27 protein-coding genes and 1 tRNA gene are annotated in these 24,351 nt (G+C 51.9%); 15 read left to right on the top strand and 13 right to left on the bottom strand.

Features of this window, described 5'->3' with window-relative positions; all coding sequences use genetic code 11:
* Nucleotides 1–61 precede the first annotated feature (61 nt).
* Both JM656_RS03455 and ruvX read left to right on the top strand, forming a co-directional pair.
* Nucleotides 62–625: a YqgE/AlgH family protein gene (locus tag JM656_RS03455; RefSeq protein WP_203360017.1), complete on the top strand. Its 564-nt coding sequence runs from the start codon at nucleotides 62–64 to the stop codon at nucleotides 623–625.
* The gene (gene ruvX, locus JM656_RS03450) at nucleotides 625–1,041 is read left to right on the top strand and encodes a Holliday junction resolvase RuvX (protein ID WP_203360016.1); all 417 of its coding nucleotides are present in this window, start codon (nucleotides 625–627) and stop codon (nucleotides 1,039–1,041) included. The genes JM656_RS03455 and ruvX overlap by 1 nt, the downstream gene beginning before the upstream one ends.
* A 47-nt stretch (nucleotides 1,042–1,088) precedes the next feature.
* Here ruvX and JM656_RS03445 read toward each other — a convergent pair whose 3' ends face one another.
* Nucleotides 1,089–2,069: a type IV pilus twitching motility protein PilT gene (locus tag JM656_RS03445; RefSeq protein ID WP_203360015.1), complete on the bottom strand. Its 981-nt coding sequence runs from the start codon at nucleotides 2,067–2,069 to the stop codon at nucleotides 1,089–1,091.
* A 17-nt stretch (nucleotides 2,070–2,086) separates the two neighbouring features.
* Between JM656_RS03445 and JM656_RS03440 the strand changes: the two genes are divergently transcribed.
* From JM656_RS03440 to hemW, 5 genes are read left to right on the top strand one after another with little or no spacing between them, the layout of a single operon-like run.
* Nucleotides 2,087–2,791 carry a YggS family pyridoxal phosphate-dependent enzyme gene (locus JM656_RS03440; RefSeq protein ID WP_203360014.1) on the top strand — a complete coding sequence of 235 codons (705 nt, stop codon included), beginning with the start codon at nucleotides 2,087–2,089 and terminating at the stop codon, nucleotides 2,789–2,791.
* Nucleotides 2,792–2,809: 18 nt separating this feature from the next.
* Nucleotides 2,810–3,376, top strand: coding sequence for a YggT family protein (locus JM656_RS03435; protein ID WP_203360013.1), 567 nt, complete (start codon nucleotides 2,810–2,812; stop codon nucleotides 3,374–3,376).
* Nucleotides 3,373–3,663 carry a DUF167 family protein YggU gene (gene yggU, locus JM656_RS03430; protein WP_203360012.1) on the top strand — a complete coding sequence of 97 codons (291 nt, stop codon included), beginning with the start codon at nucleotides 3,373–3,375 and terminating at the stop codon, nucleotides 3,661–3,663. Before JM656_RS03435 ends, yggU begins: the two co-directional genes overlap by 4 nt.
* A gap of 8 nt (nucleotides 3,664–3,671) precedes the next feature.
* A complete protein-coding gene (locus JM656_RS03425; RefSeq protein ID WP_192613450.1) occupies nucleotides 3,672–4,265 on the top strand; it encodes an XTP/dITP diphosphatase in 594 nt (197 codons plus the stop codon).
* A complete protein-coding gene (hemW, locus tag JM656_RS03420) occupies nucleotides 4,258–5,394 on the top strand; it encodes a radical SAM family heme chaperone HemW (RefSeq protein WP_203360011.1) in 1,137 nt (378 codons plus the stop codon). The genes JM656_RS03425 and hemW overlap by 8 nt, the downstream gene beginning before the upstream one ends.
* A gap of 108 nt (nucleotides 5,395–5,502) precedes the next feature.
* On the opposite strand, the gene ansB is transcribed toward hemW, so the two are convergent.
* The 4 genes from ansB to trmB all read right to left on the bottom strand — a co-directional run bounded on the left by ansB (nucleotide 5,503) and on the right by trmB (nucleotide 8,557).
* Entirely contained in the window at nucleotides 5,503–6,549 is a 1,047-nt protein-coding gene (gene ansB, locus JM656_RS03415) for an L-asparaginase 2 (RefSeq protein ID WP_203360010.1), read from the bottom strand.
* 190 nt (nucleotides 6,550–6,739) lie between these two features.
* On the bottom strand, nucleotides 6,740–7,459 hold the full coding sequence (locus tag JM656_RS03410; RefSeq protein ID WP_203360009.1) for a DUF2884 domain-containing protein: 720 nt from the start codon (nucleotides 7,457–7,459) through the stop codon (nucleotides 6,740–6,742).
* Between the two features lie 52 nt (nucleotides 7,460–7,511).
* Entirely contained in the window at nucleotides 7,512–7,838 is a 327-nt protein-coding gene (locus tag JM656_RS03405) for a YggL family protein (protein WP_046497219.1), read from the bottom strand.
* Nucleotides 7,838–8,557: a tRNA (guanosine(46)-N7)-methyltransferase TrmB gene (gene trmB, locus JM656_RS03400; protein WP_203360008.1), complete on the bottom strand. Its 720-nt coding sequence runs from the start codon at nucleotides 8,555–8,557 to the stop codon at nucleotides 7,838–7,840. Before trmB ends, JM656_RS03405 begins: the two co-directional genes overlap by 1 nt.
* Nucleotides 8,558–8,718: 161 nt before the next feature.
* Between trmB and mutY the strand changes: the two genes are divergently transcribed.
* From mutY to JM656_RS03380, 4 genes are all read left to right on the top strand, one after another.
* A complete protein-coding gene (gene mutY, locus JM656_RS03395; protein WP_203360007.1) occupies nucleotides 8,719–9,771 on the top strand; it encodes an A/G-specific adenine glycosylase in 1,053 nt (350 codons plus the stop codon).
* Nucleotides 9,772–9,798: 27 nt separating this feature from the next.
* Entirely contained in the window at nucleotides 9,799–10,074 is a 276-nt protein-coding gene (locus JM656_RS03390) for an oxidative damage protection protein (protein WP_192613456.1), read from the top strand.
* 53 nt (nucleotides 10,075–10,127) lie between these two features.
* Nucleotides 10,128–11,213, top strand: a complete 1,086-nt coding sequence (gene mltC, locus JM656_RS03385) for a membrane-bound lytic murein transglycosylase MltC (RefSeq protein ID WP_203360006.1) — start codon at nucleotides 10,128–10,130, stop codon at nucleotides 11,211–11,213.
* A gap of 216 nt (nucleotides 11,214–11,429) precedes the next feature.
* Nucleotides 11,430–12,686, top strand: coding sequence for a nucleoside permease (locus tag JM656_RS03380; protein ID WP_203360005.1), 1,257 nt, complete (start codon nucleotides 11,430–11,432; stop codon nucleotides 12,684–12,686).
* Nucleotides 12,687–12,738: 52 nt separating this feature from the next.
* On the opposite strand, the gene JM656_RS03375 is transcribed toward JM656_RS03380, so the two are convergent.
* Complete coding sequence (locus JM656_RS03375; RefSeq protein WP_203360004.1) at nucleotides 12,739–14,874, bottom strand: ornithine decarboxylase; 2,136 nt, start codon at nucleotides 14,872–14,874, stop codon at nucleotides 12,739–12,741.
* A gap of 427 nt (nucleotides 14,875–15,301) precedes the next feature.
* Here JM656_RS03375 and JM656_RS03370 point away from each other — a divergent pair, with 427 nt between their 5' ends.
* From JM656_RS03370 to JM656_RS22475, 3 genes are all read left to right on the top strand, one after another.
* The gene (locus JM656_RS03370; RefSeq protein ID WP_203360003.1) at nucleotides 15,302–16,009 is read left to right on the top strand and encodes a DUF554 domain-containing protein; all 708 of its coding nucleotides are present in this window, start codon (nucleotides 15,302–15,304) and stop codon (nucleotides 16,007–16,009) included.
* 105 nt (nucleotides 16,010–16,114) lie between these two features.
* Nucleotides 16,115–16,190: transfer RNA gene (locus JM656_RS03365), tRNA-Phe, on the top strand.
* A 167-nt stretch (nucleotides 16,191–16,357) separates the two neighbouring features.
* The gene (locus JM656_RS22475) at nucleotides 16,358–16,483 is read left to right on the top strand and encodes an IS1 family transposase (protein WP_203360002.1); all 126 of its coding nucleotides are present in this window, start codon (nucleotides 16,358–16,360) and stop codon (nucleotides 16,481–16,483) included.
* 64 nt (nucleotides 16,484–16,547) lie between these two features.
* Here the strand turns inward: JM656_RS22475 and JM656_RS03355 are convergent, their stop codons facing one another.
* From JM656_RS03355 to gss, 4 genes are all read right to left on the bottom strand, one after another.
* Nucleotides 16,548–16,982, bottom strand: coding sequence for a nuclear transport factor 2 family protein (locus JM656_RS03355; RefSeq protein WP_203360001.1), 435 nt, complete (start codon nucleotides 16,980–16,982; stop codon nucleotides 16,548–16,550).
* Nucleotides 16,983–17,409: 427 nt separating this feature from the next.
* Nucleotides 17,410–17,820, bottom strand: coding sequence for a hypothetical protein (locus JM656_RS03350; RefSeq protein WP_203360000.1), 411 nt, complete (start codon nucleotides 17,818–17,820; stop codon nucleotides 17,410–17,412).
* Nucleotides 17,821–18,082: 262 nt separating this feature from the next.
* Complete coding sequence (locus JM656_RS03345) at nucleotides 18,083–18,583, bottom strand: hypothetical protein (protein ID WP_203359999.1); 501 nt, start codon at nucleotides 18,581–18,583, stop codon at nucleotides 18,083–18,085.
* 620 nt (nucleotides 18,584–19,203) lie between these two features.
* Nucleotides 19,204–21,063, bottom strand: a complete 1,860-nt coding sequence (gene gss / locus JM656_RS03340; protein WP_203359998.1) for a bifunctional glutathionylspermidine amidase/synthase — start codon at nucleotides 21,061–21,063, stop codon at nucleotides 19,204–19,206.
* A 238-nt stretch (nucleotides 21,064–21,301) separates the two neighbouring features.
* Between gss and yghU the strand changes: the two genes are divergently transcribed.
* Nucleotides 21,302–22,168, top strand: a complete 867-nt coding sequence (yghU, locus tag JM656_RS03335; RefSeq protein WP_203359997.1) for a glutathione-dependent disulfide-bond oxidoreductase — start codon at nucleotides 21,302–21,304, stop codon at nucleotides 22,166–22,168.
* Nucleotides 22,169–22,257: 89 nt separating this feature from the next.
* On the opposite strand, the gene JM656_RS03330 is transcribed toward yghU, so the two are convergent.
* The 3 genes from JM656_RS03330 to hybG all read right to left on the bottom strand — a co-directional run bounded on the left by JM656_RS03330 (nucleotide 22,258) and on the right by hybG (nucleotide 24,328).
* Nucleotides 22,258–22,950: a molybdate ABC transporter substrate-binding protein gene (locus tag JM656_RS03330; RefSeq protein WP_203359996.1), complete on the bottom strand. Its 693-nt coding sequence runs from the start codon at nucleotides 22,948–22,950 to the stop codon at nucleotides 22,258–22,260.
* Complete coding sequence (locus JM656_RS03325) at nucleotides 22,950–24,002, bottom strand: ABC transporter substrate-binding protein (RefSeq protein ID WP_203359995.1); 1,053 nt, start codon at nucleotides 24,000–24,002, stop codon at nucleotides 22,950–22,952. The genes JM656_RS03330 and JM656_RS03325 overlap by 1 nt, the downstream gene beginning before the upstream one ends.
* A gap of 77 nt (nucleotides 24,003–24,079) precedes the next feature.
* On the bottom strand, nucleotides 24,080–24,328 hold the full coding sequence (hybG, locus tag JM656_RS03320; protein ID WP_192613473.1) for a hydrogenase maturation factor HybG: 249 nt from the start codon (nucleotides 24,326–24,328) through the stop codon (nucleotides 24,080–24,082).
* Nucleotides 24,329–24,351: the final 23 nt, after the last annotated feature.

The raw sequence follows: 24,351 nt of genomic DNA, 5'->3' as shown, positions 1-24,351 counted from the left end.
GTGCTCTTTACCCACATACTGACCCCTGTTGCTTTTTAAACCAGGAACAGAACCTCTGACAATGAATTTACAGCATCACTTTCTTATTGCCATGCCTGCTCTTCAGGATCCGATTTTCCGCCGCTCTGTGGTCTATATTTGCGAACATAATGAAAATGGCGCAATGGGGATCATCATCAATAAGCCACTGGAAAATCTACAAATTGAAGGGATTCTGGAAAAGCTGAAAATAGCGCCGGAACCCCGTGATCCCGCCATTCGCCTGGATAAAGCCGTGATGCTGGGTGGCCCGCTGGCAGAAGACCGAGGGTTTATTCTGCATACCCCGCCATCGCGTTTTTCGTCCAGTATTCGGATTTCAGATAACACCGTGATCACCACCTCCCGTGACGTGCTGGAAACCCTGGGCACACAAGAACAACCTACTGAGGTGCTGGTAGCCCTGGGATACTCCTCATGGGAAAAAGGCCAGCTGGAACAAGAGTTACTGGATAACGCCTGGCTGACAGCACCTGCGGATCTCAATATTTTATTCAAAACGCCGATTGCCGATCGTTGGCGCGAAGCAGCCAGACTGATTGGGATTGATATCCTGACCATGCCTGGCGTGGCGGGGCACGCCTGATGAGCGGAACCTTACTGGCCTTCGATTTTGGCACGAAAAGTATTGGCGTCGCGATTGGCCAGCGGATCACCGGCACTGCCCGCCCGCTGCCTGCTATCAAAGCGCAGGATGGAACCCCTGACTGGAACCTCATCGAACGCCTGCTCAAAGAGTGGCAACCCGACGAGGTGATTGTGGGACTGCCGCTCAATATGGATGGCACAGAACAGCCGCTGACCGCCCGGGCACGCAAGTTTGCCAACCGTATTCACGGTCGATTTGGCGTGACGGTGAGTCTGCATGACGAACGGCTTAGCACGGTTGAAGCACGCTCCGGCCTGTTTGAACAAGGCGGATTCCGGGCGCTAACCAAGGGCAAGGTCGATTCCGCCTCTGCGGTCATCATTCTCGAAAGTTATTTCGAGCAAGGGTACTGATCTCCCTCAGTCCGTGGTCATGGCTGTGCGTATCGCCCTGACGCGTTCTAAAGCCTCCCTTGCGCCTGTCGCTGCTGCAGGCTTTGGGCGAAGGTCTGCATTCCCATCTGCTGCCCGGTCTGGATTATACCGGGCAGTTGGTGACTCTTCCCTTCCCGGATCAGATTCCCTGCCGCTGGCGTATTGATGAGTAACTCAAACAGCGCCACGCGCCCGTCCTGTTTGTCTTTTTCCAGTTTTTGCGACAATACCGCACGCAAACTGCCCGCCAGTTGACTGCGTACCGGATCTTTCTCCTGTGCCGGAAAAGAGTCGATCAATCGCTCAATGGCTTGCGCCGCGCCACGCGTGTGCAGCGTTGCCAGAACCAGATGCCCTGTTTCTGCTGCGGTCAACGCCAGACGGATCGTTTCGCTGTCTCGCAGTTCGCCCAGTAAAATAACGTCAGGATCTTCCCGCAATGCCGCACGTAGCCCGGAGGCAAACGAACTGCAATGTACACCGACCTCGCGCTGCTGGATCAAACAACGCTGACTGGCGTAACAATACTCGATGGGGTCTTCAAGGGTCAGAATATGCGCCTCAGTATGCTGGTTGAGATACTCAACCATCGCCGCCAGAGTGGTCGATTTCCCACTACCAGTGGCCCCGGTCACCAGAATAAGTCCATTCTCGCAGCTCAGAAGGTTCGTTAAGACGGGCGGTGCCTGAAGTTCCGCCAGTATCGGGCAGGAGGCGGGTAGCAACCGCAGCGCCAGCGATGTCCCCTGCTGGTGAGCAAAAGCGCTGGCGCGTAGCCGCAAGTTCCCCGCCAGCGACACGGCAAAATCAAGCTGACCGTTTTTCCGCAGTTGTTCCTGCTGAGCGTCACTAAGCCACTGCGCTAATAGCGCCTGAATGTCCGGCGACGTAAAGGGAGCCACCTCCACCCGCCCCCGTTTTCGCCAACGCGCAGACCAGGCATTACACAGGTGTAGATCCGAGACGTTATGCTTTACACTAAGGGCCACAATTTCTTCCATATTCATATGAACATCCTCGGAAAATGAACGATATCGCGCATAACCTGGCACAGATCCGGGACAAAATCTCAGCCGCTGCGACGCGTTGCGGGCGGTCTTCAGAAGACGTTACATTGCTTGCAGTGAGTAAAACCAAGCCTGCGAGCGCCATCGCAGAAGCGATTACCGCTGGGCAACGCGCATTTGGCGAAAATTACGTTCAGGAAGGGGTGGAAAAAATTCGCCATTTCCAGGAGAGTGGCGTCGACGGATTGCAATGGCACTTTATTGGTCCGTTGCAGTCCAACAAAAGCCGCCTGGTCGCAGAACATTTCGACTGGTGTCATACGATCGACCGTCTGCGTATTGCTGCCCGTCTGAACGAACAACGCCCGGCAACGCTGCCGCCGCTGAACGTACTCATTCAAATCAATATCAGCGATGAGAATAGCAAGTCAGGAATTCCGCTGACGGAACTGGACGCGCTCGCAACAGAAGTGGCGGGAATGCCGCATCTTCGCCTTCGCGGACTGATGGCGATCCCGGCGCCTGAGTCAGATTATGTAAGGCAGTTTGAAGTTGCCCGTCAAATGGCTGTAGCATTTGCCGGTCTAAAGACCCGTTACCCTGATGTCGATACGCTGTCTCTGGGTATGTCAGACGATATGGATGCCGCGATCGCGGCAGGTAGTACGATGGTGCGCATCGGCACTGCTATTTTTGGTGCACGTGATTACACAAAAAATTAAGGAAAACTAAGGAACGCCATGAACACGTTGACCTTCCTGCTCTCGACCGTTATTGAGCTGTATACCATGGTGCTGTTGCTGCGCGTGTGGATGCAGTGGGCTCGCTGTGATTTTTATAACCCGTTTTCGCAGTTTGTGGTGAAAGTCACTCAACCGATTATCGGGCCGCTGCGCCGTGTCATTCCGCCGATGGGTCCGATTGACAGCGCATCGGTACTGGTGGCATTCATTCTCAGCTTTATCAAGGCGATAGCGCTGTTTAAAGTGGTCACTTTCCAGCCTATCATCTGGATTGCTGCCGTACTTATCGTACTGAAAACCATCGGTTTGCTGATTTTCTGGGTTTTGTTGCTGATGGCGATCATGAGTTGGGTAAGCCAGGGCCGCAGCCCGGTTGAATACGTGCTCATCCAGCTTGCCGATCCGCTGCTGCGCCCGATTCGCCGGTTACTGCCTTCTATGGGCGGCATCGATTTCTCTCCGATGATCCTCGTGCTGTTGCTGTATGTCATCAACATGGGCATCGCGGAGGTTTTACAGGCGACGGGCAATATGTTGCTGCCGGGGCTGTGGATGGCGCTATGAGTGCCGTTACACCCTGCGATGACGGTCTGGTTTTACGGCTCTATATTCAGCCGAAAGCCAGCCGTGACAGTATTGTGGGTTTACATGGCGACGAAGTAAAAGTCGCCATTACCGCACCACCGGTCGATGGCCAGGCAAACAGCCATCTGGTCAAGTTTCTCAGCAAACAGTTCCGCGTGGCCAAAAGCCAGGTCGTTATTGAAAAGGGCGAACTTGGCCGCCACAAACAGGTTAAAATCATTCATCCGCAACAGATCCCGCCAGAAATTGCGGCGTTAACTGATTAGGTATCCCTATGCAAAAAGTAGTCCTCGCTACCGGCAATGCCGGTAAAGTGCGTGAGCTGGCTTCGCTGTTAAGCGATTTCGGGCTTGATGTTGTGGCGCAGACGGCGCTGGGCGTCGACTCGGCCGAAGAGACCGGCCTGACCTTTATCGAAAATGCGATTCTGAAGGCTCGCCATGCCGCGCAGGTGACGGGTCTGCCCGCCATTGCCGACGACTCCGGCCTGGCCGTTGACGTATTGGGCGGCGCGCCGGGTATCTATTCCGCACGTTATTCCGGTGAAGATGCGACCGACCAGCAGAACCTGGAAAAACTGCTGGATGCCCTGCAGGATGTACCGGACGATAAACGTCAGGCGCGCTTTCACTGCGTGCTGGTCTATATGCGCCACGCGGAAGATCCTACGCCGCTGGTGTGCCACGGTAGCTGGCAGGGCGTCATTACCCGTGAGGCAGCCGGCAACGGCGGCTTTGGCTACGATCCAATCTTCTTTGTGCCGTCTGAAGGTAAAACCGCCGCAGAACTGAGCCGTGAAGAGAAAAGCGCGATTTCGCATCGTGGACAAGCATTGAAGCTGCTGCTGGACGCCTTACGACATGGTTAAGCTGCCGCCGCTGAGTCTCTATATTCACATCCCGTGGTGCGTGCAGAAATGCCCGTACTGCGATTTCAACTCGCATGCGCTGAAAGGCGAAGTGCCGCACGACGATTATGTGCAGCACCTGTTGCGCGATTTGGATACTGAAGTGGCTTACGCGCAGGGACGTGAAGTAAAGACTATTTTTATCGGTGGCGGTACGCCGAGCCTGCTTTCCGGCCCGGCGATGCAAACGTTGCTGGATGGCGTGCGGGCGCGCCTGAACCTGGCGGCGGATGCAGAGATCACAATGGAAGCGAATCCGGGTACCGTCGAAGCGGATCGCTTTACTGACTATCAGCGCGCCGGGGTGAACCGTATCTCCATTGGCGTGCAGAGTTTTAGTGAACCCAAGCTACAGCGTCTGGGGCGTATTCACGGCCCGGAAGAAGCCAAACGCGCCGCGTATCTGGCAAGTGGGCTGGGGCTGCGCAGCTTCAATCTCGATCTGATGCACGGCCTGCCGGATCAAACGCTGGAAGAGGCGCTGGACGACTTACAGCAAGCCATTGCGCTTAATCCGCCGCATCTTTCCTGGTATCAGCTCACCATCGAACCCAATACGCTGTTCGGCTCGCGTCCACCGGTATTACCCGATGACGACGCCCTGTGGGATATCTTCGAGCAGGGACATCGGTTATTAACCGCAGCCGGTTATCAGCAGTATGAAACCTCCGCGTACGCGAAACCCGGATATCAGTGTCAGCACAACCTGAACTACTGGCGCTTTGGCGATTACTTAGGCATTGGTTGTGGCGCACATGGCAAAGTGACGTTCCCGGATGGACGTATTCTGCGTACCACCAAAACACGTCATCCACGCGGTTATATGCAGGGGCGTTATCTCGAAAGCCAGCGCGATGTCGAAGTGGCTGATAAGCCATTTGAGTTCTTTATGAACCGCTTCCGCCTGCTGGAAGCCGCACCGCGTAGCGAATTTACGCAGTACACCGGGTTGACTGAAGACGCTATTCGTACGCAGATCGATGAAGCCATTGCCCAGGGTTATCTGACCGAGTGCGAGGAGTACTGGCAAATTACCCAGCACGGCAAGCTGTTCTTAAACTCTCTTCTTGAGCTGTTCCTTGCCGAGTGATTCTGGATGCGCCCGTGGGCGCATCCTTTCCGCTACTTGATGATTCAATTTAGGTGTTCGGGAGATATTTCAGAAATTGCCCCAGCCAGCAGGCCGGGGCATAAACGATTAATACTGATTAAACATCGTCTGGATCTGTTTTGGATCTTTGGTTTGCGTGAGAGCCAGTTGCAGCAGCACACGGGCTTTCTGTGGGTTCAGCGAACCAGATGCAACAAAACCGTACTTCGCATCATCGATTTCAGCATCCTGAGTCGTGGCACCAGTCGGTACGCGGGAAGAGCGAACAACGGCAGTCCCTTTTTGCGCAGCTGTCGCCAGGGTATCAAAGACTGTTTTGTACAGGTTACCGTTACCGACACCCGCACTCACAATCCCGTCATAACCTGCATCAACCAGCGCTTTTGCTGGCAGATCGGACGCATTCGCATAGTTATAGATAATCCCGACCTTCGGCAGTTCGTTCAGCTTAGAGACATCGAATGGCGTGGCGGAAGTGTGTTTACGCGCCGGAGTGCGTTGATAGTCGATTTTGCCGTTGTGGATGTAACCCAGCGGTCCGTAGTTAACGGACTTAAAGGTAGCGACATCGGTGGTATTGGTTTTCGTGACGTCACGACCATCCAGAACGGTGTCATTCATCACCACCAGCACGCCACGGTTGGCAGAGGCTTTGTCAGCTGCGGTCACCACCGCATTATAGAGGTTGAACGGACCGTCTGCGCTCATCCCCGTAGAAGGACGCATTGCCCCGACCAGCACGACAGGTTTGTTGCACTTCACGGTCAGGTCGAGGAAGTAGGCGGTCTCTTCCATGGTATCGGTGCCGTGAGTGATGACGAAGCCGTCGGTTTTATCACACTCGGTATTGATCTTCTTCGCCAGCGTTAACCAGACCTCATCGTTCATATCCTGAGAACCGATATTCACGACCTGTTCGCCTTTCACCACAGCAATATCCTTGAGCTGAGGCACTGCATTCACCAGGTTTTCAACGCCAACTTTACCGGCTGTGTAGTTCGATTTTGTTGCTGAGTCACCGCCGCCGGCAATCGTCCCACCGGTGGCTAAAATAGTGACATTAGGTAAAGCGAGCGCGGCACCGCTGAACCCCATAACCAGTGCGGCAAGTGCCGTTTTCTTGAAAAACTCCATGTTATTTCTCCAGTTACGTAAAAAGTTGACGCATTATCGCAAGCCAGGAGATGAATAATGTGATGCCTTCCAATTAAACAGATAAATATGTCATCCAATGTATTGATTTTAGAGATGGATATCAAAATGAGGGAAATAGACAAAACAAAACGGCACAAAACCGTGCCGTTGCTTAAAAAAACAGAAAGGATTATTTCAGGCTACTGACCAACGCTTTACGATTATCTTCCAGCGTCACGACGCGGCTGCAGACATCTTTGCCAAACTGCTGGAAGTCTTTTTCCTGATTCTTCCATTCGTTTTGAATCGATGTTTGCAAGCCCCCCAGGCTTCCCAGTACGCCTTGCAGTGGATTACCACCGCCTTTGAGCACCGCTTTGGCACCCATCTCATTAATGCTGTCCTGCAGGATGCCGCCCATCGCCTGATTCACCAGTTGCTGACCATCCGCACGCACCTGATCAATCGCCTTGTAGTGGAATGTCAGGCCGTCCGTGCGATGTTCGATAATACGGTTCATCTGCTCTTTCAGTTGCGCATCAAGTTTGGTCAAACGGCCGCGCATACTGCTGCTTTCACCCACTTCTTTGGCGATGATTTTGTCCAGCGCCACACGGCTTTTCTCGACCCGGTTTCTGGCGCCTTCATCAATCCACGGTAACGCGCTGCGTAATTCAGACTGGTAATCTTTCGCCTGTTCACGCTGTGCAGCGCTCAGGGTGTACGACTTATCGTTGAATGTCACGTTGCCGTCCGGCGTAATGACCAGGTTGCCATTTTCGCCTTTCACCTGCACCGTTTGCGGGCTCAAAATCACATCGTCACGCGGTGTGACGCTGCATTTGTAATCTGCGTGTGCGGCCATCGCCGTGAACGTTAGAACTGCCGCCAGCAGCGTTTTGCGCATCATAACTTTCCCTCAAGACAAATCGGGCCAGCAAATGCTGGCCCCGTATGTTTTGTTAGTCCCACCAAACATCGAAAAGTTCGCTGGTGCGCACTTCTTCAAGTTTTTGCTCTTCCAGCCATTTACGAACTATCGCCTGATGTTCTTCCGTGCATTTACCGATTTCCTGCATGCAGATCAGACCTTCCCAGGCCAGATAACCGCTGCCGTCAAAGGCCAGTTTGTTCGGTTCAATGACGTCATTAATAAAATCATCAACGATTTTATCAACCTGCTCTTCAGATGTACCTTCCGGAAAACGCCATGCAACCGAAAATCCTAATTCCTGGAATTCGTCGATATGCATTTTTTTACGCAGACGACGGCTACGGTTCTTTGCCATTATTTCACCCTCTCGAACATTAAGTCCCATACGCCGTGGCCAAGACGATGACCACGCTGTTCAAATTTGGTTACCGGGCGCGATTGCGGGCGCGGTACATAATCGTTGGTTTCAGACTGGTTTTTATACCCGTCGATGGAGGTCATCACCTCAAGCATGTGTTCTGCATAGGCTTCCCAGTCGGTCGCCATGTGGAAAACACCGCCCAGCTTCAGCTTGCTCTTCACAAGCTCAGCAAACGGTACCTGAACGATACGGCGTTTATTATGACGCGCTTTATGCCACGGGTCAGGGAAAAAGAGCTGAACCATGGATAAAGAATTGTCAGGAATCATTTTATGCAGCACTTCGACCGCGTCATGGCACATCACTCGCAGGTTCTCAACCCCTTCCTCATGGGCAGAGGCCAGGCATGCGCCCACCCCCGGTGAATGCACTTCAATGCCGAGGAAATTCTGTTCCGGACGTTCTTTTGCCATCGCCACCAGCGATGCGCCCATCCCAAAACCGATCTCCAGCGTGATCGGCGCTTCACGGCCAAACAGCGCCACAAAATCCACAGGATCTTCGCTGAATTCAACGCCCATCACCGGCCAGTAGTTTTCCAGCGCGTGCTCCTGCCCTTTCGTCAGTCGCCCCTGGCGACGAACAAAACTACGAATACGGCGCAACGGGCGGCCGTTTTCATCAAATTCCGGTGAAATGACGTCGTTCTTCATAAAAGTTAAGTCTGCTTGTGATTGAGTTGCGAAAACGGGCATTATCCAAAGTTAGTTGGCGGATGCAAGTAAAGGAAGAAAGTCAGCACCGGAAAGTTCCGGTTTACACCCTGTTGCCTCTGTGCTGCAATCTGCCCCCCAGCAAATATTAAGCGGTGACCATGCAAGCGTCTCAATTTTCAGCTCAGGTGTTGGGCTGGTACGACAAATACGGGCGGAAAACGCTGCCCTGGCAAATTGACAAGACGCCTTACAAAGTATGGCTCTCAGAAGTCATGTTGCAACAAACTCAGGTTGCCACGGTTATTCCCTATTTTGAACGCTTTATGTCGCGTTTTCCCACGGTGACGGATTTAGCCAATGCGCCGCTGGACGAAGTGCTGCATTTATGGACCGGTTTAGGTTATTACGCGCGAGCGCGAAATCTGCACAAAGCGGCCCAACAGGTTGTCACGCTACATGGCGGTCAGTTTCCGGAGACCTTCGATGAAGTGGCGGCATTGCCTGGCATCGGGCGTTCTACTGCAGGTGCCGTACTTTCTCTCTCACTGGGCAAACATTTCCCGATTCTCGACGGCAACGTCAAGCGTGTGCTGGCGCGCTGCTACGCGGTGAGCGGCTGGCCGGGCAAAAAAGAGGTCGAGAAAAAACTGTGGGAGATCAGTGAACAGGTCACGCCTGCCAACGGTGTTGAGCGCTTTAACCAGGCAATGATGGATTTAGGCGCGATGGTGTGTACGCGGTCGAAGCCAAAATGCTCCCTTTGCCCACTACAAAACGGCTGCATTGCGACCGCCAACGACAGCTGGTCGCTCTACCCCGGCAAAAAACCGAAACAGACGCTACCAGAACGGACAGGCTATTTTTTGCTGATGCAGCATGAAGACACCGTGCTGCTGGCACAGCGGCCGCCCAGCGGACTGTGGGGGGGATTGTACTGTTTTCCTCAGTTTGAAGATGAGGATGGCCTGCGTAAGTGGCTGGCGCAACGGAATATTAAAGCTGATAAACTTAGTCAGCTGAATGCGTTTCGCCATACCTTCAGCCATTTCCATCTGGATATTGTGCCCATGTGGATTCCCGTGTCTTCCTTCACCTCATGCATGGATGAAGGCAACGCGCTCTGGTATAACTTAGCGCAACCGCCGTCGGTCGGACTGGCGGCTCCCGTGGAGCGTTTGTTACAGCAGTTACGCACCGGCGCTTTGGTTTAAGCCGTCGGGCGATAAAGAGGATAATTTATGAGCAGAACGATTTTTTGTACTTTCCTGCAACGTGATGCCGAAGGCCAGGATTTTCAGCTGTACCCAGGCGAACTGGGAAAACGCATCTATAACGAAATCTCCAAAGAAGCCTGGGCGCAGTGGCAGCATAAACAAACGATGCTGATCAACGAAAAGAAACTCAACATGATGAATATTGAGCATCGTAAATTGCTGGAACAGGAGATGATTAACTTCCTGTTTGAAGGCAAAGATGTACACATTGAAGGCTATACGCCGGAAGACAAAAAATAAGGGCTTAACCGCCCTTTTTCACATCACATAACAACACAACACGCACTCCCGGAATGATGAAAAAATTTTTCGCGCTTGCACTTGTTGCGCCGTTGCTCATCTCCTGTTCCAGTTCGACCAACAAAGGCGATTCGTACAATGAAGCCTGGGTCAAGGATACCAACGGTTTTGATATTTTGATGGGGCAATTTGCCCATAACATTGAAAATCTGTGGGGGTTCAAGGAAGTTCTGATCGCCGGTCCAAAAGACTATGTGAAATACACCGATCAGTTTCAGACCCGCAGCCATATCAACTTTGATGCCGGTACCATCACCGTTGAAACCATTGCCGGAACAGATCCCGCCGGGCATCTGCGTCGGGCCATTATCAAGACACTGTTAATGGGCGACGATCCGACAACCGTCGATCTCTATTCTGACGTTGATGATATTCAGATCTCCAAGGAGCCATTCCTGTACGGTCAGGTAGTGGATCACACAGGCCAGGCCATTCGCTGGGAGGGACGGGCGACAAACTTCGCCGATTATCTGCTGAAAACCCGGCTTAAGAGCCGCAGCAACGGTCTGCGCATCATTTACAGCGTCACCATCAACCTTGTCCCAAACCACCTTGATAAACGCGCGCATAAATACCTTGGTATGGTGCGTCAGGCATCACGGAAATATGGCGTCGAAGAATCACTCATTCTGGCGATTATGCAGACTGAATCTTCCTTTAACCCGTACGCGGTCAGTCATGCCGACGCGCTGGGTCTGATGCAGGTGGTTCAGCATAGCGCCGGGAAAGACGTTTTCCGTTCGCAGGGACGTTCGGGCACCCCAAGCCGCAGCTTCCTGTTCGATCCTGCCAGTAACATTGATACCGGCACCGCCTATCTGGCGATGCTCAATAATGTGTATTTAGGGGGGATCGATAACCCGACATCACGACGCTACGCGGTGATCACGGCCTACAATGGCGGCGCGGGCAGCGTATTGCGCGTATTCTCCAATGATAAGATCCGGGCTGCTGCTATTATTAACAGCATGTCGCCGGGAGATGTTTACCAGACGCTGACCACCCGACACCCTTCTGCAGAATCGCGTCGTTATTTGTATAAGGTCAATTCGGCGCAAAAATCATATCGCCGTAAATAGCCTCTCTGCGTCCCCTCCCGCCCTCTGGAAACCACGAGGGCGGGGTATAAAAGTGTTAACTCCATCACCCTTTTGCCTTGCAATAGGAAAATGTTTGCAAATATTTGTCACAGGTAACAAAAAACGAAGGTCTGTCGTTGATAGAATCACATCATATTGCAACGGCAAATGTGCCTTTTAAAACATTCATCCGCATTACGGTGTGAGGAAATTAACATGAATCTTAAGCTGCAGCTGAAAGTCCTCTCCTTTCTGCAGTTCTGCCTGTGGGGAAGCTGGCTCACGACCCTCGGCTCATATATGTTTGTCACCCTTAAGTTTGACGGTGCCTCCATCGGTGCTGTTTATAGCTCCCTGGGGATCGCCGCCGTCCTGATGCCTACGCTGTTAGGGATTGTGGCGGACAAATGGTTAAGTGCGAAGTGGGTGTATGCCATTTGCCACATAGTTGGCGCCGCAACGCTGTTTATGGCAGCGGAGGTGACCACGCCGGGCGCAATGTTCTTCGTGATCCTCCTTAACTCGTTGGCCTATATGCCGACGTTGGGTCTGATCAACACCATCTCCTACTACCGCTTGCAATCTGCGGGGATGGACATTGTGACCGACTTCCCGCCAATCCGTATCTGGGGCACCATCGGCTTTATCTTTGCCATGTGGGGTGTGAGCTTCTCCGGTTTCGAATTGAGCCATATGCAGCTGTACATTGGTGCCGTCCTCTCCGTTGTTCTGGCGCTGTTCACCCTGACGCTGCCACATATTCCGGTAGCCAACCAGCAGAAAAACCAGAGCTGGACCTCAATGTTGGGTCTGGATGCCTTCGCGCTGTTTAAAAACAAGCGTATGGCGATCTTCTTCATCTTCTCAATGATGCTGGGCGCTGAACTGCAAATCACCAACATGTTCGGGAACACCTTCCTGCACAGCTTCGATAAAGACCCGCTGTTTGCCAGCAGCTTTATCGTGCAGCACGCCTCGGTGATGATGTCGATTTCGCAGATCTCCGAAACCCTGTTTATCCTGACGATCCCGTTCTTCCTGAGCCGCTACGGCATTAAGAACGTTATGCTGATCAGTATTGTGGCGTGGATGCTGCGCTTCGGTCTGTTCGCGTATGGCGACCCGACGCCGTTCGGTACCGTGCTGCTGGTTCTGTCGATGATTGTTTACGGCTGCGCCTTCGACTTCTTCAACATCTCCGGTTCGGTGTTTGTTGAAAAAGAAGTCCGCCCTGAAATCCGCGCCAGCGCACAGGGTATGTTCCTGATGATGACCAACGGTTTCGGTTGCATCCTGGGAGGTGTGGTCAGCGGGAAAGTGGTTGAGCATTACACACTGAACGGTATTACCGATTGGCAAACCGTGTGGCTGATTTTCGCCGGCTACTCTCTGATTCTGGCTTTCGCGTTCGTCGCCCTGTTTAAATACAAACACGTCCGCACGCCAACAGGCTCTCAGACCGTGACACATTAATTCTTCTCTGACAAAAACGGGTCGCCTTTGGGTGACCCGTTTTTTTTCGTACTTACCTCAGCACATAGCCATACAAACGCTTAATGCCGTCTGTGTCTGTTTCGCTGTACACGCCCTGTAGCTCTGGTGAGAAACCTGGCAACAGGTTCACCCCCTCTTCCAGCGCGAGGAAGTAACGCTGGACCGCCCCGCCCCACACTTCACCGGGGACCACACACAGGACGCCAGGAGGGTAAGGTAGCGCCCCTTCCGCCGCGATACGACCTTCTGCATCGCAAATACGTACCAGCTCGACATCACCACGGATAAACGCGCTGTTGGCATCCTGAGGATTCATCGCCACCTTTGGCAAACTCACCTGACGGAACATCGCTTTTTGCAGATCTTTAACATCGAAGCTGACGTACAGATCGTGCATCTCCTGGCACAGTTCGCGCAGGGTATAGTCGCGATAGCGCACCGGGTATTTATTGAAGATGGTCGGCAACACCTCTGAAAGCGGCGTATCGTCTTCAATATGCTGTTCAAACTGCGCCAGCATCGCCACCAGTTGCGCCATTTTGTCAGCGCTTTCAGCTGGCGTCAGGAGGAATAAAATCGAGTTGAGATCGCATTTCTCCGGCACGATACCGTTTTCGCGCAGATAGTGCGCCAGAATGGTGGCTGGGATCCCAAAATCGGTATAACGCCCGGTCTGGGCATCAATGCCAGGCGTTGTCAGCAGCAGCTTACAGGGATCGACAAAATACTGATCGTCGGCATACCCTTCAAAGCCGTGCCATTTCGCACCGGGTTCAAAACTGAAGAAGCGGCGCTCACTGGCAATCACCGATGTGGAATGTTCCTGCCACGGTTTGCCGTCGACGATGGGAGGAATAAAAGGCAGAAGCATCTTACAGCTGGCGAGAATGGCTTTACGCGCTTCAATACCCAGCGTGACGCATTCCGCCCACAAACGTCGACCACTCTCCCCTTCATGAATTTTGGCGTTAACATCCAGCGCCGCAAACAGCGGATAGAACGGACTGGTCGACGCATGGAGCATAAAGGCATTATTCAGCCGCTTATGCGGGCAGAAACGCGCCTGGCCGCGAATATGGTTATCTTTCTTGTGGATCTGCGAGGTTTGCGAGAAGCCGGCCTGCTGTTTATGGACAGACTGGGTAACGAAAATGCCCGGATCGTTTTCATTCAGCTCCAGCAACAACGGCGAGCCATCGGCCATCATTGGGATAAATTGCTCATAACCCACCCAGGCCGAGTCAAACAGGATGTAGTCGCAAAGATGACCTATCTTGTCGATCACCTGGCGTGCGTTGTAGATAGTGCCGTCATAGGTGCCAAGCTGAATAATGGCCAGACGGAAGGGCCGCGCTTTATCTGCCTTTTCCGGCGCGACATTGCGAATTTGCTCGCGCAGATACGCCTCGTTAAAACAATGCTCATCAATGCCGCCGATAAAACCAAACGGGTTACGTGCCGCCTCAAGGTAAACCGGCGTAGCGCCCGCCTGAATCAGCGCGCCATGGTGATTCGACTTGTGGTTGTTACGATCAAACAGCACCAGATCGCCGCGTGTCAGCAGTGCGTTGGTGACCACTTTATTCGCCGCCGACGTTCCGTTGAGCACAAAATAGGTTTTATCCGCATGGAAGACTTTGGCGGCAAATTTCTGCGCATGCTTCGCCGATCCTTCATGGATCAGCAAATCGCCCAACTTCACATCGGCGTTGCACATGTCGGCACGAAACAGGTTTTCACCGAAAAAGTCGTAAAAATGGCGACCCGCAGGATGTTTTTTAAAAAACTCGCCGTGCTGATGCCCGGGGCACGCAAAGGTACTGTTGCCCATCTCAACGTACTGCGTCAGCGTGTCATAAAATGGTGGCAACAGATCCTCTTCATAACGGCAGGCGGCAGACTCCAGCTCCAGCCAGTCCTGCGCGCTGCCCGCAATGACCACTTCGACGCCCGCAGGCGCATCTGTCGTCGCTTCTGAGAACATAAATACCGGCAAATGAAAGCCAGTACGTTTGAGCAGGGAAAGAATGCCGCTACGGCTGTCCGCAACGGTAATGACGACTGCCGCGACGTCGGTAAAATCGGTACTGTCCAGCGCCACCACATGACGGTGGGTAGACAAGCAGGATACCAGCTCACCGCTGGCGGCAATATTCATTGATTTCATAAGCACAAAAACCCGTTTCGGGAGTGTAAAAGCCCCGGACAAAGCACAATGGCCTTGCCGAACGATTTGTCGGGTCAAACTGGTCACCAGCTCCGACCGCCAGACATCAGTAAAAGCAGACATTATCTGATTTTACTGTTGTCCTGCAGTGAGCGTACGCTTCCCTCACCGCATGGCGAGCGAATGTCGGGAGGTCACAGGAAAGGGCAAGCTTCGCGCGAGATGGCGATGTTGAAGGTGATGTGAGGGGAATACAATCATCCCAGGCAACCCCATTCAGACAGGAGAAAATTCGCGCAATCATGGCACCTTTCCCCAGGGGCTGCAAGATAAAATCCGTATGCATTCACTTTGCTAAGAAACTGCCATTAAACGCGATTATCAGAGCATAATAATGCAATCTGTCAGTATAGTTATGGGAGCTAATATGGTAATTGGTCCTTTTATTAACGCCAGCGCTGTGTTGATTGGCGGTGTGATCGGTTCACTTCTCAGCCAGCGTTTACCGGAACGTCTTCGCGTCTCAATGACCTCGATATTCGGTCTGGCCTCACTGGGAATCGGTATTTTACTGGTCATCAAGTGCGCCAACCTGCCCGTGATGGTTTTGGCGACCCTTATTGGCGCGCTGATTGGTGAAATCTGTTTTCTGGAAAGAGGCATCAATTCAGCAGTCGCAAAGGCGCAGCAACTGTTTAAGAAACCAGGAAAAACGGCCGTCCACGACACTTTTATCCAGAATTACGTGGCTATCATTGTGCTCTTTTGCGCAAGCGGCACCGGTATTTTCGGCTCGATGCATGAGGGAATGACGGGCGATCCGAGCATTTTAATCGCCAAGTCCTTTCTCGATTTCTTTACCGCGATGATTTTTGCCTGCTCGTTGGGGATCGCAGTTTCCGCCATCTCTGCGCCAATGCTCGTTATCCAGTTAATGCTGGCCGCCAGCGCTGTGTTGCTCCTGCCACTCACCACCCCCGCGATGATGGCGGATTTTAGCGCAGTGGGCGGACTGCTCCTGCTGGCGACCGGTTTACGTATCTGCGGAATTAAGATGTTTGCCGTGGTGAATATGCTGCCTGCCCTGCTGCTGGCAATGCCGATCTCTGCCGCCTGGACAGCGTTTTTTTCCTGAAGATGTGTGCAATAACAGCAAAGTGGTGATAGATTGTGCAGTCTGCGTTAATTTGAAGAAATTTCGTTGACGAAACGAGGCGGATCGGTTTTAATGCGCCCCGTTGCCCGGATAGCTCAGTCGGTAGAGCAGGGGATTGAAAATCCCCGTGTCCTTGGTTCGATTCCGAGTCCGGGCACCACTATTTAGAAGAACCAGCCTACGGGCTGGTTTTTTGCTTTTCAGGGTTCCGGTAGATTTTTGGTCTTGCTGACTACAGGCGCTGCTACTCTGCCTCTGGATAATCTGTAAATTTAGCTGGTTTACGAAGTGGACGAGATGTGATCGTTTGTCGGCGGCAAAAAGTGTTTGCGATGGTGGTGGTACGCACGGGAGTCGCGTCTGAAACGCGTTATCGCGCATACCTTTGGTTCCAGAAGCAAGAAGACACTGTGTAAGCGGCTGAAACTCCTTCCTGGTTTCATGGTGCCCTGAGGTTACAGCGCCTGTATTGCAAATTCTGGTACATCCATCATTTGATGCACCAGATTCCTGAATATTACTGAGGTAACTTATACGCCTGACGGGCTAGCAACTTCCATTCTCCGGCGCTGTCTTTTTTCATGACCAGCATCACGCCGATTTTAACTTCACCCGCCGGTTTACCACTGTCATGGGTTTTTGCCTCCAGAATATGGCGGACAATGGCAACATCCCCATCAACCTGAACAGTCTGGTCGTTAAGGTTCAGCGTCTCAAATTTAGATTTCCCTGTCACAATCGCATCAACAAACTCGGCGTTATTTTCAATTCTTCCGCTTGAGTGACCATAGCTCAGAGAAGGCAGGCCCACTTTTTCCAGACTGGCTTTTTCAGCGCTGAGCATGGCAAGACGCATATTTTCAACCGCGTCAGTCACCGCTTTAACATCAGTACCTTGTGCAAAGCAGGAGCTGCTCAACAGCAATAATGCCGTACAAAATAATTTTTTCACGTTTGTCTCCAGTTATACGTTTTCCGGTCAGAGTTGACCATCTGTCGGGAGCCATGTCCCAGGTCCCGTAAGTCGTGGCAGCAACAGAATCCCAGAGGCGGAGTGTTACCGCCTGAAACAAATAAAACACATAACCAAATAAAATAAAACATCGGTTTATATACACGCATCACATATTTATAAAACTCCGGAGTCCACAGGTGATAAGCACTCAACCAAACACGCTGTGGTTACGCTAACGGATTCTAATCTGGCAGTATTCCCCCTCCGAGCGACTTAACCTTTACATTGCTCCCTGTCCCTTGTCCCCTGGCGATTGTATACCTGTGTTATCGGATTTGGCTGCAAACCCGAGTGTTAAAATGCGATCATGCCAGACTGAAACGAATAGCCAGCGCAACGCGCGAGACCCGCTCACTTCCTGAAGTCAACATCCATCTACGGTGAATGACAGAGCGATGAATTGACCGTCGATGCCTAATGGTGAAATCAACATTGGCTGGACTGAATGATATGTTCCTGTTTTCGATTTATCCGAGAAACAGATTGTGTAGTCGATAACGCCGTCTCTGTTCTTGTCTTTTTTCTCTATGACGCTAAATGTATAGCTCCAGTCTTTATTCTCTATCGAGAATCCATTACTAAAATATTCAGGAGCAGGAAGCCCTGCCTGACTTAAATAGACCATATCTTTCGTTCTCTTTGGCATTAAAGAACTTCGAAAAGTCGAGATATTTAATTTACCGTATATAGTTTGCAATTCCGAAAGTGTAAGTATTTGATCTTTAGCCATAGCAGGAAATGAAAGCAGCAAAAAAACGATAGTTATAATTCTCATAGTCACCCTTTTAAATATTCTTCTTCTTTACGCTGACCTGAGCGTAAGTGAAAAAGAAAAATGGGGCAAGCAGGATCAACCAACTCATACCCAGCCCGTGTGCAAAACGTCAGATTGTTATGATGTAGGAGCAACAACGGCTGGAGAAGGGAAGCATTACCACTTCCCTTCTGAACAGGTAGCACTTTAGTGCAGCAAGATTGTATCCCACTTTTTATAAATGGTCAGAATCACTTCATACAGGGCAGAAAAAATACGCTGATCAGCGTTGCACAATACTGACACTATTTTGTGAACCGCTTTGGCTAACATATGCTGAAGCCGCAGCATTTTGAGTAATATTCACTGAACTCCCTGTCGCGCCGAGTTGCTGAACGTGAACCGTTCTTGCATCACGAGAATCCGTACCTAAATCCATAGTCCCCTGGTTAATGGTAATATCGCTGTTAGAGGTCGTGATATCCTGTTGCACATCAGCCATATCATATCCACCATTTTGGGAGATCGACAGGCTATTATTATTACCATTTTGCTTTATATCTGCTGTATTCCCTGCATTCGCCTGAGTAATCGAGACCCGGTTATTTACACCACCCTGTTCGACAGTCGCCATATGACGAGAAGCGCTTTGCATATGGGTAGCGGCACCGCTCTGATAAATCTTAGTCGTTTTAATCACTGCTGGAGTCACCGTAAAATCGGCTGCAAATACACTACCAGAAAAAACAAATAAAAAAGCGGCAACCAGTTTAATGAAATGCATTGCTAATACCTGTCTGTTGACTGTTAATAAATAGAGAGTGATGTTATTTTGTATGTAATATTATTTATATCTGACAAACAATATCACTTAACAAAATTAAATATATTTGACTAATCCAAAATTAAAAACAAACCCACTACTGCCAGGCGTTATTTTATTTAATATGAATATTTTTTGATATGGGGCGTAACAGTATGAGAACGTCTTATTAACTCATCTCATTGCATATTGAATTCTGCAACTGTGTATCGTTGCCAGTCACTTTTCATGGTGGGAATAATATCACAATTTTAATTTTCTGCTCAGAAATAACACAGCATGTGATGCGAAAACAATCTGAAAGTAGTATTGCCTTACATAAAACAACAGAAAAATTGAAACAAATTGCGCCCCATCGCACAGAAGTCAGTGAACCAATGAAAGTCGGCATATAATTTCAGTTAAATATATCGCCATTCAACACTAAATTCATATATTTCAAGGGAGATGCAACTCCGACACCGGGATTGTCGCACCAGCATGCCTGCCTGGAGGTCGTTTTTAGCGTTTTGAGAATGAAATGACCTTAATGAATCAGCGGCGGCAGACAACCACCGCTGATTTCTCTTCAAAACAAGAGGCTACGCCTTCACAACTATCAAAGGTTCTATATCACTCTCTTTCTTAATCACCAGTGATTCGTCACCACGCAGGCAAGTGCCGCCGTAGTTGCCGCCAACGGTGAACGTACAGACCTGAATGTACTTACCCGCCACATTTGGCAGACACCAAAGCTGCTGATAAATGTTCTTCTGCTCTGCAAATTTGCCGCTGGTTTTATCCAGTAGCTCCTCCTGATGACTGACCAAATCGATGTTGCTGCCACAGCGGCCCGCGATCGGCTTCACCGCATATCCTGTCTGCACCAGTTCATCGTTAACGGTGAAGTCCGTATCAAGAAGATAGCGATGATGGGGGAACAGCTGCCACAGAATCGGCAGGATAGCTTTGTTGCCGGGGATCATTGTCCATAACGGCTCGAAGACTAAAACTTCCGGGCGGAGCAGCACATCGATCAGACGGACTTCCTGGTGGGTGTGCCCGGTACGAATCGGTACCGCCGCGTATTCTGTTTCGCTGACCTCACGCACCTGTTCAATGGCCGTTTCCCACGCCCAGGTTTTCCAGACGCAGTTCACCAGCCGACCCTCGCCATCAATCAACTGACCGGCATCATCCCAACGCAGTTCATCCAGACCGCGCAGGATCTTGCTTTCAAACCCCGCCTGATGCAGCGCCTGCTGCATAAACTGCGCATGATAGTTCTCCTCAATATCCTTATCCTGCATGATATGCACGAAAGGACGCGCATGGCTGTGTTTCCAGGCGCCCGCCAGTTCGTTGATCAACCCCTCCGCCGGATTATGCCCCGTCCCTTTATAGCCCTGCTCCGCCCATCTTTCGAGGATCAAGCCTGCCTCGGTATGACACGACGCGGAATCAGCGTTGTATTCATATACCTTCAGCCCGCGTTCATCCATACAAAAATCCATACGACCGGTGATCATATGGTGGCGACGGCGTTGCCAGGAGAGCCGCAAACGCGGCCAGAGGATTTTCGGGATATCAAACAGCGCCAGCAGGCTGTCATCTTTCAGCACTTTGTCGGTCGCATGCAGGTACATCAAATGTAACTCATTGGTCGCTTTGATCAGCTCCTGCTCTGCGCTTTCGGTAATAGTGAAATACTGATGCGGATCCTGATTGATCACATGACCGTTCGCCTGCACATACGCTTTCTGCAGCGGATCCTGTTCATTGAGCCATTTACCGTCAAACTGCCCGGTGTCTTCCAGCCGTGCGCCGCGGATCTTCAACGCGTCGTTGGCGATCTCAGGCTGCGGCAGGCTGTGGCGCGTATCATCCGTCTGGATCATCCAGCCCAGAATGGTGGTGTCATCAAAGGTGTCGCGAAGGGTATAACAGCCGTTCTCTACCACCATCTCCAGTTCACGGGTCCACTGCTGACCCGGGGGAAGCGGTGTGTGGATCACGTTCTGTTCCGCAATGCGGACTTTGGTGCCCAGTAGCTGGGTGATGATCGCCACATGGCCAGTGTCGTTGAACTCACCGCCTTTTTGCCAGATCAGTAACGCGCCCGCGACGGGTGCCCGGGGAGAACCATTAGGAAAAGCTTGTAACGGCAGGATGTTGTCATTCACCACTTCACGCAGGAAGCGCAGCGAGAAGATTTCCCACGCCATTCCAACATCAGTGAACACAACACCATAATTAAGAAAGAGAAAACGGCGGGCGAACTCGACGCACTGCCATTTGTGGCCCATATATTCGTCGTCAATGTAGCTACGAAAAGCAGCATCATCGTCGTAGTCCCGTGGGTCGAGGGAGCTGTAATCTGAAGAGTAGATCGCCACACCACCGGGGGCGTAGCCCAATAATGTCCCGAAAGGGGCATCCTGACTGGTCGTTCCTTTGCTCATGCACCTTACCTCAAAACAATACAGCCTGAGCAGCCTGGCGTGAATTTTTCGCTCTGATTGCCTGCTCTGCGACACTAACCGGACAGAGGTCGACTTATCATACACCTCAACGAAGCGGATGGCGTTCAGAGGCGAAAAATTCACAATGGGTGGCTATCTTAATGTCCCAATCTGTTAAATGCGGACGTACTGAACTGCTACACTGCTTCAACACAACCCCCTCAGAAGGCAGGTCAACATGTCCGATAACACTTATCAGCCCGCGAAAGTCTGGACGTGGGAAAAATCCAACGGCGGCGCGTTCGCCAATATCAATCGTCCAGTCTCTGGCCCAACCCATGAAAAAACGCTGCCTGTCGGCAAGCATCCTCTGCAGCTCTACTCTCAGGGAACGCCTAACGGTCAGAAAGTGACAATCCTGCTGGAAGAGTTGCTGGCGCAGGGTGTAACCGGAGCGGAATACGACGCCTGGCTCATCCGCATTGGCGAAGGCGATCAGTTTTCCAGCGGCTTTGTTGAGGTCAATCCAAACTCGAAGATCCCGGCGTTGCGCGATCATTCGCTGACCCCGCCGTGTCGCGTGTTCGAATCGGGTTCTATCCTGCTTTATCTGGCGGAAAAGTTTGGCTATTTCCTGCCGCAGGACCTGGAAAAACGCACGGAAACCCTGAACTGGCTGTTCTGGCTCCAGGGCGCAGCACCGTTCCTCGGCGGTGGTTTCGGCCATTTTTACCACTATGCGCCGGTGAAAATTGAGTACGCCATCAATCGCTTCACCATGGAAGCTAAACGTCTGCTGGATGTGCTGGATAAGCAGTTAGCGCATAACCAGTATGTCGCGGGAGATGAGTACACCATTGCCGATATGGCAATCTGGCCGTGGTTCGGTAACGTCGTGTTAGGTAACGTTTACGACGCGGCAGAGTTCCTCGATGCGGGCAGTTATCAAAACGTCCAGCGCTGGGCGAAAGAGATAGCAGAGCGTCCGGCTGTTAAGCGCGGGCGGATTGTAAACCGCACTCACGGACCGCTGGACGAGCAACTGCATGAACGTCATGACGCCAGCGACTTCGACACCCAGACCGAAGATAAGCGCCAGAGCTAAACCTGGATGCCGGACAAGACGTTTACGCCGCTGTCCGGCATGATTGCCTGATGGCGCTTTGCTTATCAGGCTTACACGTTTGTCCCTGTTTACCTAAACCCATGTTGCCTGAGGATCGCCCCCGCTTGTGGTGAAAGCAGAAAGTCTGAAAACGGCTTACCCCGTTCACTCAAACACGCAAAAGCGTACTGGACAACCGGATTATACGGCTCCGGTATCGCCAGAATTTTTAGCGTAGCAACCTCACGCAATCTGGGCGCATAGCTGGCGTAGCCGATGAAGACATCGGTGTAGTCGTTGTTGATTAACCACTCCGCAGCCAACCTGCCCGCCGGAATGGCTAATGTTTCCCTACCGCCGATCAACGCCACTGCGCGCTCTCGCACACGTTCTCCTGCCTCCCCCATTCGTGAGAAAAGCTGCTGGGTATAATCACCGGACGGATCGCAACCTGCTGTTGATGTCCCAATCCGCAGCGTCGGACGGGTTAACAGCGCCAGCCAGTCATCACCGGCACGCACGAGATCTTCCCGTACGCAAAGACACAGGCGATTGGTGGTGAATGGCGCGACAAACAGCGCGCGCCCGGCGTCCAACAGCGCTTGCGGATGCGCCAGGTTTGCCGAGGCAAAAAAGTCGCACGGCTCCCCTGCTTCAATCCGTTCGCGCAGCAACCCCGCTGGACCATAATCACAGGAAATATCCTGTCTTTCTTGCGCCTGAAAACACGCAATTAGAGGTCGCCAGACCGCGCGTAAACTCCCGGCAGCCAGTATGTGCATCAGTCAACACCCTGATAATCGGTACGATAAAAACGCTGATACCAGTCATTGGCGACGTTACGCATATCAATATCCTGAAACTTCTGTGGATAGAGCTTTTTCGCCATCCACAATTCACCGATGCCCATCGCTTCCGGCATCGGGTAGCCCCAGGCTTTGGCATAGTCTGGCATCAGGTATACGCGGTGATTTTTCACCGCATCAATCACCTGCCACTGCGGGCTTTGCAGGATCCCGTCGACCACTTTCGGATAGCGATCCTGCACGAAGATCACCTGCGGGTTCCAGGCGATCACCTGTTCCATGGCCACCGGTTTGAAACCTTTAATCGTGGCAGCCGCTACATTCAGCGCCCCCGCATGCGCCATCATCAGCCCGGTATATTTACCGGAACCGTAGGTGGTCAGATCCGGGTTCGCCATATAGGCGCGAACACGCTGATTTTCAGGAATAGCCTGCAAACGATCGCTCACTCTCTTGCGCCCCTGATCCGTTGCTGCAATCAGCGCTTTTGCCTCTTCCGGTTTGTTGACGATATCGCCGATAAGCGTAATACCTTCGCGCAGACCCCGATCGTAAGCCTGTTCTTCATCCGCCATCGTCGGATTCATTTTGGCCTGTTCACCGGCGGTATCATGACGCAAAGAAATAGCCACCACCGGAATACCGAGGTGGCTTATCTTGTCGATCATCTCCTGTGGCGCGTAGTTTGTGACGAACACGACCTGGGGGTGCAGAGCCACCAGCATTTCGGCGTCCACATGAGTTAAATCGCCAAGGGTGGCTTTCGTAGTCAGTTCCGGAGCCAGGCGCGCGTAACCGTCGCCAAGCTGTTGTTTCCAGTTCGCCATCACGCCAACAATTTTGTCGGTGGCATTCATCTGTACCAGCAGGTTGAGTGTCTGATGCTGAAGCACGACCACGCGATCCACGGAGTCCGGAACGGTCACCTGGCGGTCAAGTTGATCGGTAAATGTTCGGTCGGCCTGAGCCAATAATGGCAGGGAAAAAAGCAACGCCAGCAAGGAAAGCTGGCGTAAGGATTTAAGCATGGGAGTGTCCTCACTATCGATGTATAATTAAGTATACAGCGATGTAAGGGCACTTAACAGATTGTCATCAGGGGTTATCAGGCGCTGGTGACGTCATACTCCATACGGCGCAGTGCATCTAATGTGGCTTTGGCTTCCTCTTCGTCGATGATACTCATCGCAAATCCCACATGCACCAGTACCCACTGCCCGACCAGCTCAGCAGTATCGCCTTCACATATCAGCGCAATGTTGACATCACGCTTGATGCCGCACACTTCAACCTGCGCAAGCTGGTGAATATCTTCACCGACGGCCAGCACCTGACCCGGAACTCCAATACACATAGTTAACCACCTGGAATGTACAA

The sequence above is a fragment of the Citrobacter sp. R56 genome, from assembly GCF_016811995.1.
In the GTDB taxonomy this organism is placed as follows: domain Bacteria; phylum Pseudomonadota; class Gammaproteobacteria; order Enterobacterales; family Enterobacteriaceae; genus Citrobacter_D; species Citrobacter_D enshiensis.
Note: the sequence above shows the minus strand (reverse complement) of the source record. Positions and strands in the feature narration are given on the sequence as shown.